This window comes from Arachnia propionica (assembly GCF_003859805.1).
GTDB lineage: Bacteria > Actinomycetota > Actinomycetes > Propionibacteriales > Propionibacteriaceae > Arachnia > Arachnia propionica_C.
Genome location: NZ_RQZG01000014.1, coordinates 47677 through 59084 on the forward strand (window position 1 = coordinate 47677; position 11408 = coordinate 59084).

The 11408-nt window shown below is 68.3% G+C and carries 14 protein-coding genes; 9 read left to right on the top strand and 5 right to left on the bottom strand.

Annotation, left to right across the window (positions count from 1 at the left end; genetic code table 11):
- Nucleotide 1: 1 nt before the first annotated feature.
- The 3 genes from EII34_RS11570 to cysE all read left to right on the top strand — a co-directional run bounded on the left by EII34_RS11570 (nt 2) and on the right by cysE (nt 1867).
- A complete protein-coding gene (locus tag EII34_RS11570; RefSeq protein WP_124845321.1) occupies nt 2-445 on the top strand; it encodes an RbsD/FucU domain-containing protein in 444 nt (147 codons plus the stop codon).
- 137 nt (nt 446-582) lie between these two features.
- On the top strand, nt 583-987 hold the full coding sequence (locus EII34_RS11575) for a hypothetical protein (RefSeq protein WP_124845322.1): 405 nt from the start codon (nt 583-585) through the stop codon (nt 985-987).
- Between the two features lie 73 nt (nt 988-1060).
- On the top strand, nt 1061-1867 hold the full coding sequence (gene cysE / locus EII34_RS11580) for a serine O-acetyltransferase (RefSeq protein ID WP_124845323.1): 807 nt from the start codon (nt 1061-1063) through the stop codon (nt 1865-1867).
- Between the two features lie 62 nt (nt 1868-1929).
- On the opposite strand, the gene EII34_RS11585 is transcribed toward cysE, so the two are convergent.
- Entirely contained in the window at nt 1930-3708 is a 1779-nt protein-coding gene (locus EII34_RS11585) for an acetyl/propionyl/methylcrotonyl-CoA carboxylase subunit alpha (protein WP_124845378.1), read from the bottom strand.
- A 75-nt stretch (nt 3709-3783) separates the two neighbouring features.
- Here EII34_RS11585 and EII34_RS11590 point away from each other — a divergent pair, with 75 nt between their 5' ends.
- On the top strand, nt 3784-4275 hold the full coding sequence (locus EII34_RS11590) for an NUDIX hydrolase (RefSeq protein WP_124845324.1): 492 nt from the start codon (nt 3784-3786) through the stop codon (nt 4273-4275).
- On the top strand, nt 4272-4700 hold the full coding sequence (locus EII34_RS11595) for a YajG family lipoprotein (RefSeq protein ID WP_124845325.1): 429 nt from the start codon (nt 4272-4274) through the stop codon (nt 4698-4700). Before EII34_RS11590 ends, EII34_RS11595 begins: the two co-directional genes overlap by 4 nt.
- 3 nt (nt 4701-4703) lie before the next feature.
- Here the strand turns inward: EII34_RS11595 and EII34_RS11600 are convergent, their stop codons facing one another.
- From EII34_RS11600 to EII34_RS11615, 4 genes are all read right to left on the bottom strand, one after another.
- Nucleotides 4704-5711, bottom strand: a complete 1008-nt coding sequence (locus EII34_RS11600; protein ID WP_124845326.1) for a coiled-coil domain-containing protein — start codon at nt 5709-5711, stop codon at nt 4704-4706.
- Between the two features lie 203 nt (nt 5712-5914).
- On the bottom strand, nt 5915-6568 hold the full coding sequence (locus EII34_RS11605; RefSeq protein ID WP_311767290.1) for a Maf family protein: 654 nt from the start codon (nt 6566-6568) through the stop codon (nt 5915-5917).
- On the bottom strand, nt 6568-6798 hold the full coding sequence (locus EII34_RS11610) for an acyl-CoA carboxylase epsilon subunit (protein WP_395858090.1): 231 nt from the start codon (nt 6796-6798) through the stop codon (nt 6568-6570). The genes EII34_RS11605 and EII34_RS11610 overlap by 1 nt, the downstream gene beginning before the upstream one ends.
- Nucleotides 6795-8369, bottom strand: coding sequence for an acyl-CoA carboxylase subunit beta (locus EII34_RS11615; protein ID WP_124845327.1), 1575 nt, complete (start codon nt 8367-8369; stop codon nt 6795-6797). Before EII34_RS11615 ends, EII34_RS11610 begins: the two co-directional genes overlap by 4 nt.
- Before the next feature lie 68 nt (nt 8370-8437).
- Between EII34_RS11615 and EII34_RS11620 the strand changes: the two genes are divergently transcribed.
- The 4 genes from EII34_RS11620 to purE are packed head-to-tail and all read left to right on the top strand — an operon-like array spanning nt 8438 to nt 11377.
- Nucleotides 8438-9208 (top strand): biotin--[acetyl-CoA-carboxylase] ligase, encoded by a 771-nt coding sequence (locus EII34_RS11620; protein WP_124845328.1) that lies wholly within the window; start codon nt 8438-8440, stop codon nt 9206-9208.
- Between the two features lie 13 nt (nt 9209-9221).
- Nucleotides 9222-9716 carry a PH domain-containing protein gene (locus EII34_RS11625; protein ID WP_124845329.1) on the top strand — a complete coding sequence of 165 codons (495 nt, stop codon included), beginning with the start codon at nt 9222-9224 and terminating at the stop codon, nt 9714-9716.
- A gap of 22 nt (nt 9717-9738) precedes the next feature.
- Entirely contained in the window at nt 9739-10896 is a 1158-nt protein-coding gene (locus tag EII34_RS11630) for a 5-(carboxyamino)imidazole ribonucleotide synthase (RefSeq protein ID WP_260425139.1), read from the top strand.
- Complete coding sequence (gene purE / locus EII34_RS11635) at nt 10889-11377, top strand: 5-(carboxyamino)imidazole ribonucleotide mutase (RefSeq protein WP_185711315.1); 489 nt, start codon at nt 10889-10891, stop codon at nt 11375-11377. Before EII34_RS11630 ends, purE begins: the two co-directional genes overlap by 8 nt.
- Nucleotides 11378-11408: the final 31 nt, after the last annotated feature.

The following is an 11408-nucleotide window of genomic DNA, read 5'->3' on the forward strand; positions in this document are numbered from 1 at the left end:
CATGCTCAACGGTCCCCTCATCCATCCTGACCTGTTGGCCGCCCTCGGACGCAGCGGTCACAGTGGGAAGATCCTCATCACCGACGGCAACTACCCGGCGGCGAGTGGGGCCCCGGCCAGTGCGGAGCGGATCCATCTCAACCTCGCCCCGGGGCTGCTGGACGTCTCCCAGATCCTCGACGTGCTCAAGCAGGCCGTGCCCATCGAACGGGCCGGACTGATGGTGCCCGCCGCCGATGCGGTCGGCATCGAACGTCCCGATTCGATCCCCGCCCACGACGAGTACCGGAAGGCCCTGCCCGGGGTGACCTTCGACGAGATCCCGCGCTGGGACTTCTACGAGGCCGCGAAGGCCGAGGACGTCACCGTCGTCATCATCTCCGCCGATCAGCGGCTCTACGCCAACCTGCTGCTCACCATCGGGGTCCGCACCGCCGACGAGTGAGTCCTCCCCGCCGCCGGGCGCGACACGTCCCGGGCGGCGGGCGGAAATCCCCCCGTTCGGCCTCGTCCTGCCCCATACTCGAGGGACGAGTCTTCAGTGGGGGAGGAATCATGGTGCTGCGGGGGATGGGTCGAGTGATGTCTGGAGCGGCCATCGTCGTGTCCGGGGTGCTGATGGTGGGGTGTGCCCCGCACGAGCAGTCCGCGGAGCAGGCCCCGGCACCGGCCGCGGCCAGTCGGCACGACGCCGGGCCACGCATCCCGGAGGGGTACCAGAGCGATGACTGCCCGCTGCCGGCCGGGGAACTCGTCTCGGCCATCGGGAGCCAGGACACCTACACCCTGACCTACACCGTGGAGGACGCCTCGGCCTTCGACACCCTGCTGGCCGAGTACGACGCGCTCGGCTACGAACAGGTCGGCGCCGGGGAACCGGAGATGTTCAAGTCCGCGACGCTCACCAGGGACCGTTGGCAGGTCGATCTCGCCTACCCCGAGGTGGCGGGGTTCACGTTGATCGTCACGGCGAGGCTCACCTCCTGAACCGGGACGGGAATGATCGGCCCGGTCCGGGAGTTGTACCAGTGACGTCGACGCTCCACTGTGAGGAGGGCCCATGGACCCGGAACGCATCGTTGCCGACCACCTGATCTGGGACACGATCCGCGATGAGTGCAGCCGAGCCGCGGCCAGTGAGCCCCTGCTGGCCGGTTTCCTGTCCCACGTGGTGCTGAGCCAGCCCGATCTCGAGACCGCCCTCGCCTACATCCTGGCCGCGAAGCTGGACAACGCGACCCTGCCTGCCCTGAGCCTGCGCGACATCATCCTCGGGGTGCTGCAGGAGGAGGAGGGCATCCAACGCGCCATCCGGGCCGACCTGCAGGCCGTCGTGACCCGTGATCCCGCGACCCCCGGCTATGCCAACCCGCTGCTCTACTTCAAGGGTTTCCACTCCATCCAGGCCTATCGGGTGGCCCATTCGTACTGGATGCGGGAGCGTCGGGCCCTGGCGTTGTACCTGCAGTCCCGGATCTCCGAGGTCTTCGCCGTCGACATCCATCCGGCGGCACGCATCGGCAAGGGCATCATGTTCGACCATGCGACGAGTGTGGTCATCGGTGAGACCGCCGTGGTGGAGGACGACTTCTCGATGCTCCACGAGGTGACCCTCGGTGGCTCCGGCAAGGAGGGGGGAGACCGCCACCCGAAGATCGGGCGTGGCGTGATGATCGGGGCGGGGGCCAAGGTGCTCGGCAACATCACCGTCGGCCAGGGGGCCAAGATCGGGGCCGGATCGGTGGTGCTGAAGGATGTGCCCCCGCACACGACGGTGGCAGGGGTACCCGCGAAGGTGGTCTCCGTGCCCAGCGCGGCCCTGCCCGCCCTCGACATGGACCAGTGCCTCGGGGTGAGCCCGGCATGAGCAGCCACGTCGTGGGCCCGGGGATCGGTGACCTCCTGCGACGGCGGGGCAGACCGGTGTGATCACTCGGGATCGACGATCTGGCAGAGCACGTCCCCGGCGCTGACACTCTGGCCGACGGCCATCGCGAGCTCCGTGACCTGCCCCGGACGATGCGCCGTCAGGGGCTGCTCCATCTTCATGGCCTCGATGACGGCCACGACCTGACCCTCCTCCACGACCTCGCCCTCAGTGACCGAGACCTTGACCACGGTGCCCTGCATCGGGGAGGGCAGTGCGTTGCCGCTGGGGGCCAGCACCTTCGCACCACCGCGGTCCCGTTTCGTGGGGCGTCTCGGGGACCGGGCGGAACCGCTGCCACGGGTGGCGAAACCGCCGGGTAGCTTCACCTCCATGCGGCGGCCGTTGACCTCCACGGTGATGACCTCGGGCTCCCCGAGGTCATCGGGCTCGCCCAGCATCCCGGTGTAGGGCTGGATCCCGCCGGAGAACTCCGTCTCGATCCAGCGGGTGTGGACCCGGAAGTCTCCGTCGACGGCGACGAAGGCCGGGTCCTGCAGCACCGCCTCATGGAAGGGCACCACCGTCGGCATCCCCTCCACCACCAGTTCGTTCAGGGCCCGTCGGGCACGGGAGAGGGCCTCAGGGCGATCAGCCCCGGTGACGATGACCTTCGCCACCAGGGAGTCGAAGGCACCGGGAACGGTCATCCCGGCGTGGTAACCCTCGTCGACACGTACCCCCGGTCCGGTCGGGGCGTGCCATTTCACCAGGGTCCCCGGGGCGGGCATGAACCCTCGTCCCGCGTCCTCGGCATTGATGCGGAACTCGATGGAGTGTCCCCGAACCGGTGGATCGTCGTAGCCGAGGGGCTCACCGGCGGCGATGCGGAACATCTCCTTGACCAGGTCCAGGCCGGTCACCTCCTCTGAGACGGGGTGCTCGACCTGCAGGCGGGTGTTGACCTCGAGGAAGGAGATGGTGCCGTCGCGCCCGACCAGGAACTCGCAGGTACCGGCCCCGACGTAGCCGGCCTCTTTCAGGATGTCCTTGGAGGAGCGGTACAGCAGGTCCTGCTGTTCAGCGGTGAGGAACGGTGCCGGTGCCTCCTCCACCAGCTTCTGGTGACGACGCTGCAGCGAGCAGTCCCGGGTGGAGACCACCACCACGTTGCCGTGGGAGTCCGCGAGGCACTGGGTCTCCACGTGCCGGGGCGCGTCGAGGTAGCGCTCGACGAAGCACTCGCCCCGTCCGAAGGCGGTGACCGCCTCCCTCGTCGCCGAGTCGAAGAGTTCCGGGATCTCCGCCAGGGTGCGCGCCACCTTCAGCCCGCGGCCACCACCCCCGAAAGCCGCCTTGATGGCCACGGGGAGCCCGTGCTGCTCGGCGAAGGCGACCACCTCGTCGGCATCGACGACCGGATCCGCGGTGCCGGGAACCTGTGGGGCACCCACCCGTTGCGCCAGGTGACGGGCCCTGACCTTGTCCCCGAGCTTCTCGATCGCCTCGGGTGGTGGGCCGATCCAGGTCAGTCCCGCATCGATGACGGCGCGTGCGAACTCCGCGTTCTCAGCCAGGAAACCGTAACCGGGGTGGACCGCATCCGCGCCGGAGCGCTGCGCGACGGTGAGCAACTTGTCGACATGGAGATAGGTGTTGGCCGGGGTGGCACCATCCAGGGCGAATGCCTCGTCGGCGAGCCTCACGAACAGGGACCCCGCATCCGAGTCGGCGTACACCGCGACGGAGGCGATTCCTGAGTCTTTCGCGGCACGGATCACCCGAACGGCGATCTCGCCTCGATTCGCGATCAGGACTTTCGAGATGGCCACGATGCACATCCTTTCCAGAGGTTTCACCTGCTCGGCAGTGTAGTGCGAAGCCCGGCCGCTTCGGGAGAACCGTAGAGTTGGGACATGGCAACACCAGGGTTCATCACGGAGTTGAGACGTCACATCGGACATGCTCCGCTGTGGTTGATGGGGGCCAACGCACTGGTCCTGCGTGATGGCGGGACCGGACCGGAGGTGCTGCTGTTCCGGCGCAGTGACAACGGGGACTGGGCCGGGATCGCGGGCATCGTGGAGCCGGGGGAGCATCCCGCCACCACCGTGGTGCGGGAGGCGATGGAGGAGGGCTGCGTCGAGATCGAGGTCGAACGACTGCTGTGGGTGGTCGTCATGGATGAGATCACCTACGTCAACGGGGACCGCTGCCAGTTCCTCGACCACGGCTTCCGGGCCCGACTCGTCGGTGGGGAACCCGGCATCGGTGATGGTGAGGCGTGCGACTGGGGATGGTTCCCGGTCGACCGGTTGCCCGAACCTCGGCAGGAGCGCCTGGACGCACTGGTGCGGATCTGCCTGGCCGACCCTGCGGAGGTCGTGACTGATCTGGAGGGCTGGTGAGAGGCCCACTCGTCACGTCACTCCTGGCCGGGGGACTGAGCGTGGCGCTGCTGGCCGGATGTTCAGCGGCGCCCGGGCCCATCGAGGTGTCCGTCAGTCCGTCCGCCACGGCGGTGCCGTCCCGGCCGAGCGGTGGGATCCCGCTCGCGGAACTCGGGTTCCGCAACGGCCCGGACGACCTCTGGCTGCCGGAACAGGTGCTCGTCGTCGAGCAGGTGGACATGGCGAACAACGTCACCCTCGTGATGGCCAAGCCGTCCGGTGAGGAACTCACCCACTGGTTGCGGGAACACCTGCCCGCCGCGGGCTACGAGATCACCGCCGACGGTGCGGGCTCCCTGCTGTTCCACAGGGAGCCCTGGCAGGGGGCGTTCACCGTGACCGGGGAGTACAGCGCCCTCAGCCTGCGCACCGACCGGGAGTAGCGGTCACTGGGCGGAGGAGGGGGAACCCACCTCGCCCGGGAGCACGGCAGCCGCCTCCAGCTGCGCCGCGACGGCCGGTGCCCCCATGCTGAGGGAGCTCTCCCCGAGGGTGGCCAGCATCGTGCGGACGTTGGCGAGCTGCTCGGTGATGGAGTCGCGACGGGCGGCCAGCGCGGCCAGTTCGCGTTCGGACTCCCGCTTGACCCGTTCGGCCGAGGCACGTGCGCTCTCCAGCATGGAACGGGACTCCTGGGTGGCGCGTTCCTGCATGGCCGAGGCATCGGTGCGGGCCTGGGTCATGATCCGCTCCGCCTCGTTCTGGGCCTCCGTCACCTTGCTGCTGGCCAGGCTCAGGGCGCGCTCGTGGGTGGCCATCTGGGAGGCGAACTCCTCGGCGGCGCGGTCCCGACGCTCCGCCAGCGAGGCCTCGAACTCGGCCGCGGCGGCACCGGCGGCGGCACGCTGCTTCTCGAACAGTGCCTCTGCCTCCTGGCGCCGGGCCGACGACTCGCGTTCAGCCGCGTCGAGCAGCTCCTCGGCGTCGGACTTGGCCTGCAGCAGGACCCGGGCGGCGTCGGCATCGGCCTTGGAGCGGGTCTCGTAGGCGTACGAGTCCGCCGAGTTGCGGGAGTGCTCGACCTCCTCCTCCACCTGGGCCTGCATGGCCTCGGCGTCCTGCTTGGCCCGGTCGAGGATGTCGTCGGCCTCGGTCTGCGCAAGGTTGAGGATCTTCCCGATCCGCTCACCGAGGGCGGAGAAGTCGGTGGTCCGGGCCGCAGCCTGTGCCTGGGCGTTGGTGGCCTGGTCCTCCAGGTCGGAGATCTTCTCCTTGAGCGAGGCCACCTCCTGCTGGGCGGCCTCGAGGGCCTGGTTCAGGTCGTTGATCTCCACGGTCTGCGTGGCTGCTTCCTGAATGGCGGCGGCATGGCTCTGGCGCATACGACGAAGCACGGAATCCACTTGGGCTGGATCGTAACCGCGTCGCACCATCGCGAAGGTCTCGTCGGTCATCGGGGTCTCCTGGTTCTTGTGTCACGGGAAGGGGGGCCGTTCAGTGCCGATTCGGCGTACTGCCACAAGGCCTAAAGTTAGCACTCCCCACCCGGCGGGATCGACCCCCCTCGGTGGAAGAAGGCCTGCCCGGCTGTCACGTCGAGCAACACGGGTGACCATGTCGTGCTCCCGGGCACGGCAGGACAGGAGGTGCTGGCCGATCAGCCAGGCATCGATGGTTTGTGGGAGCCGCGGTCGGACGTGCCGAGGCCGGAGGGGTGGTGCCGCCACAGCGTCGGCCACTGCACGCCCAGATCCAGCAGGATCTGCCGCAGCAGGGGCAGGGACAGTCCCACCACGTTGTGCGGGTCACCGTCGATCCCGGTGATGAAGGCCCCACCCAGACCGTCGATGGTGAAGGCGCCGGCGACGTTCTCGGGCTCGCCCGAGGCCGCGTAGGCCAGCACCTCGTCCTCGGTGAGGTCGGCGAACCGCACCACGGTGCTGGCGGCACGCAGGGCCCGCTGTTCCCAACCGTCGCGTCGCACCAGCACGAAGTGCCCGGTGTGGAGCACCCCCTGTCTGCCGGACATGCGTCGCCAGAGCTCGGCGGCGACCTCGGGGGAGCGGGGTTTCCCCCGGGCCCGGCCGTCGAACTCCAGCACCGAGTCACAGGCGACGATGACGGCGTCATCGGTGACCCGCGCCGCCACCGATTCCCCCTTGGCACGTGCCAAGGTCTGGACCAGGTCCAGCGGTCGGGACTCGGTGACGGTCGACTCGTCGAAGTCGCTGGCCATGACCTCGGGATCGAGACCGGCGCGGCGCAGCAGCTCCAGCCTCGAGGGTGACTTGGATGCGAGGATGAGTCTCATCAGAATCGGATGAAGGTGCGCCACGCGTCACGGCCATTGACCAGGGGCGTGCGCACCGTGCGGTAGTAGGACTTCCAGCCTCCCGCCAGCGGACGGTCGGCTGCTGGTTTCAGGGTGTCAGGGGTCAGGGCGGCACTGAGCACGGCGACGAGCGCGGCGAGCTCCTCGTCGGTGGCGCCACCCGAGACCGTGAACAGGGGCTGTTCCACCACCCCCTCGACGCCGCTCACAGCGGGATGTTCCCGTGCTTCTTGGGTGGCAGCTGCTCACGTTTCGAACGCAGCAACCGCAGCACCCGGATGATCTGGGACCTGGTCTCGTGCGGATAGATCACCTGGTCGATGTAGCCGCGCTCCGCCGCCACGTACGGGTTGGCCAGTTCGTCGTCGTACTCGGTGATCAGCTGCTGACGCAGCGCCTCCGGGTCCTCGGCGTCCTGGAGGGTCCTGCGGTGGAGGATGTTCACCGCGCCCTGCGCCCCCATCACGGCGATCTGCGCCGTCGGCCAGGCGAAGTTCACATCCGCCCCGAGATGCTTCGAGCCCATCACCACGTAGGCCCCGCCGTACGCCTTGCGGGTGATGACGGTGATCAGTGGCACCGTGGCCTCGGCGTAGGCGTAGATCAGTTTCGCCCCACGGCGGATGATGCCCTGATGCTCCTGGCCCACCCCGGGCAGGAAGCCCGGGACATCCACGAAGGTCAGCACCGGGATGTTGAAGGCGTCGCAGGTGCGCACGAAACGCGCTGCCTTCTCCGAGGCGTCGATGTCCAGGCATCCCGCGAAATTCGTGGGCTGGTTCGCCACGATGCCGATGGGTCGGCCCTCGATGCGTCCGAAACCCGTGATGACGTTCGCGGCGAACAGCTGCATCACCTCGAGGAACTCCTCGTCGTCGAGGACGTTGTGGATGATCTGACGCATGTCGTAGGGCTGGTTCGCGGAATCGGGGATCAGGTGGTCGAGCTCGCGGTCGTGGTCCGTGATCGTCAGGTCCACCTCCGCGTCGTCGTAGACCGGGGGATCCTCCAGGTTGTTCTGGGGCAGGTAGCTGATGAGGTCACGAACGTACTCGAGGGCATCGGTCTCGTCGGCGGCCAGGTAGTGGGAGTTGCCGGACCGGCTGGAATGGGTGCGCCCACCCCCCAGCTCCTCCATGGAGACGTCCTCACCGGTCACCGTCCTGATCACCTCCGGACCGGTGATGAACATCTGCGAGGTCTGGTCCACCATCACCACGAAGTCGGTCAGGGCGGGGGAGTAGACGTGGCCACCCGCAGCAGCTCCCATGATGAGGGAGATCTGCGGGATCACGCCGGAGGCCCGGGTGTTGCGGCGGAAGATCTCACCGTAGAGGGCCAGCGAGACCACCCCTTCCTGGATCCGGGCCCCACCGCCCTCGTTGATCCCGATGAGCGGGCAGCCGGTCTTCAACGCGAAGTCGATGATCTTCACGATCTTCTCGCCGTAGACCTCACCCAGGGCACCGCCGAAGACCGTCACGTCCTGGGAGAAGACGCACACGGGACGACCGTGGATGGCTCCGGTGCCCGTGACGACGCCGTCACCGTAGGGGCGGCGGGCGTCCATGCCGAAGCTGGTCGAACGATGGCGGGCGAACTCGTCGAGCTCGGCGAAACTCCCTTCGTCGAGCAGGGCCAGCACCCGTTCACGGGCAGTCATCTTGCCCTTGGCGTGCTGCTTCTCGACCGCGGCCGTGGACCCGGCGTGGATCGCCTCGTTGATACGACGCCCCAGGTCGGCCACCTTGCCGGCGGTGGTGTGGATGTCGATCTCCATACCGGGCACCCTACCCGGCAACCTGCCCCGAGACAGCGGTTTCCGTCTCGAAGCCCTATCGTGTGCCCATGACGATGAGCCTGTGGCGGGAGATCACGTGGGTGGAGAGCACCGGCTCCACCAATGCCGACCTGGTGTCCCGGGCGCGAGCCGGGGCGACGGAGGGCACGGTACTGGTCGCGTCGGAGCAGACCGCAGGGCGCGGCCGACTGGACCGGACCTGGACCAGTCCTGCCGGGGCCTGTGTGGCGATGTCGATGCTGCTGGTACCCGGACAACCCTTCGACCGGTGGGGGTGGCTGTCCCTGCTGGCCGGGATGGCGGTGCGGGGGGCGTTGGAGAAGATCGCGCCCGAGCCCGGTCGGGTGCAGCTGAAGTGGCCCAACGACGTCCTCATCGACGGCCGCAAGGTGTGTGGCATCCTCAGCGAACGGGTCGAGCATCCCGACGGGGCGCGTGCGGTCGTCGGGCTGGGGGTCAACATCACGATGACCGAGGCGGAGCTGCCCATCCCCACCGCGACCTCCCTCAGGGTCGCAGGTTTCCCCGAGGACCGCGACCAGCTGGTGGCCGAGATCCTGGCCCAGTTCGAGACCTGCTACCGCCGTTGGCAGGAGACCGGTGACGTGCGCTCGGAGTACCGAGAGCTGTGCAGCAGCATCGGGGCCGAGCTTCGGATCGTGGTCGAGCGCGAACAGGGTGTCACGGGCGTCGGGTACGACATCGACCGGTACGGCAGGATCGTCGTCCGCACGGATCAGGGCCTTCGGACCTTCGCGGTGGGGGATGTCATCCACGCCCGTCTCGAGGAACCCGGCCTCCGAGAACCGAGAGCATGACAGACTGGTGGGCATGGCGTTGAAGCAAGACCTCCTGGCCCGTGACGAACAAGTCGTCCTCCACCTTCGTACCCACATGAAGGCGATGTTCTGGCCGCTCATGGCACTCTTCGCGACGGCGGCCGTGTTCGGTGTCCTGCTGGCCTGGCTTCCCACGGACTGGCGGCCGTGGAGCATCTACGCCCTGATCGCCCTGGTGCTGGTGGTGGTCATCGCGCTCACGGTCATCCCGTTCCTCAGGTGGCGGACCTCCACCTACACCGTCACCAACCGTCGGATCATCACCCGGAAGGGAATCCTCAACAAGACGGGACACGATCTGCCACTGCGCAGCATCAACAACGTCACCTACGAGCGTTCCGTCACCGACCGGATGCTGGGCTGCGGCACCCTTGTCCTGGAGACCGCCGCGGACGAACCCCTCGAACTGCCCGATGTGCCCGGCGTGGAACGGGTCAACACGATCATCGCCGATCTGCTCTTCGACGGGGTCCCTGACCAGGAGTAGGCACGATAGTAGGATCCACCCCGTGGATCGTCGTTACCGGGTCGGCATCATCGGGGGTGGCCAGCTGGCCCGCATGATGCAGCAGGCTGCCATCGCGCTGGGCATCGAGGTACGTCTGCTGGCCGAGGCGTCGGATGCCTCCGCGGCCCAGGTGATCCCCCTCACGACGGTGGGCGACCATGACGACGAGGAGACACTTGCCGCCTTCGCCGGTGACTGCGATGTCATCACCTTCGACCACGAGCACGTCCCCACCGCACTGCTGCGGAGGCTTGGTGACGAGGTGGCGGTCAGGCCCGGCCCTCACGCCCTGCAGTTCGCCCAGGACAAGGCCCTGATGCGGCAACGGCTGTCCGGGATGGGGGTGCCCTGCCCCAGGTTCGCGATCTGCCGCGACGAGGAGCAGCTGCTGGCCTTCGGCCGGGAGGAGGGCTGGCCGATCATCGCGAAGACCTCCCGTGGTGGCTACGACGGCAAGGGGGTGTGGCGGCTCGATGCTCCCGACGAGGCTGCCGAACCGTTCCGGGGCAAGCCGGAGGTCTCTGCGGGGGAGGAGGTGGTGATCGTCGCGGAGGAGTTCATCGACTTCGAGCGGGAGCTGTCCGTCGTCGTCGCCCGCTCCCCGCGTCAGGCCGTGGTCTACCCGGTCTCCGAGACCGTGCAGCGAGACGGCGTCTGCGTGGAGACGATCACCCCGGCACCGGGACTTCCCGATGGGAAGGCCGCGGAACTCCAGGAACTGGGGCTCAGGATCGCGGGGGAGCTGGACGTCGTCGGGGTGCTCGCCGTGGAGTTGATGGCCGCCCGTGACGGACGGGTGGTGGTCAACGAGTTGGCGATGCGGCCCCACAACACCGGGCACTGGAGCATCGACGGGGCACGCACCAGTCAGTTCGAGAACCACCTCCGGGCGGTGCTGGACCTGCCGCTCGGCAGCCCTGCCATGACCTGCGACGTCGCGGTGATGGCCAATGTGCTGGGTGGTGCCGAGACCGACCTCACCGGGGCACTGCAGCACGTCCACGCCCGCGACCCCGAGGTCGCGGTGCAGCTGTACGGCAAGCAGGTTCGCCCGGGCCGCAAGGTGGGACACGTCACCGCCTGTGACTCGGACCGGGACCGGGCACTCGCCCGCGCCCGTCATGCCGCCCGATACCTGATGGGAGACCCCGATGCCTGATGTCGCCATCCTCATGGGATCCGACTCCGACTGGCCGACGATGCGCGCGGCTGCGGAGGCCCTCGACGAGTTCGAGGTGGGTCACCACGCCGATGTCGTCAGTGCCCACCGGATGCCGGAGGAGATGGTGGCCTTCGGTCGCGGTGCCCACGAGCAGGGTTTCAAGGTGATCATCGCCGGGGCCGGGGGAGCCGCCCATCTGCCCGGGATGCTCGCTGCCCTGACCCCGCTCCCGGTGATCGGGGTTCCCGTGCCGTTGAAACATCTCGACGGCATGGACTCGTTGCTGTCGATCGTGCAGATGCCGTCGGGTGTCCCGGTGGCCACCGTCGCGGTGGGCAATGCCCGCAACGCCGGGCTGCTGGCGGTGCGGATGCTGGCCGCAACCGACCCGGTGCTCCTAGAACGCATGGTGCAGTTCCAGGCCGGGCTCCGGGACGCAGCGAAGGCGAAGGGTGCCGTGGTCAGGCAGCGCAGCTGAGATCACCCCGGAGACGACGATGGGCCCCGAC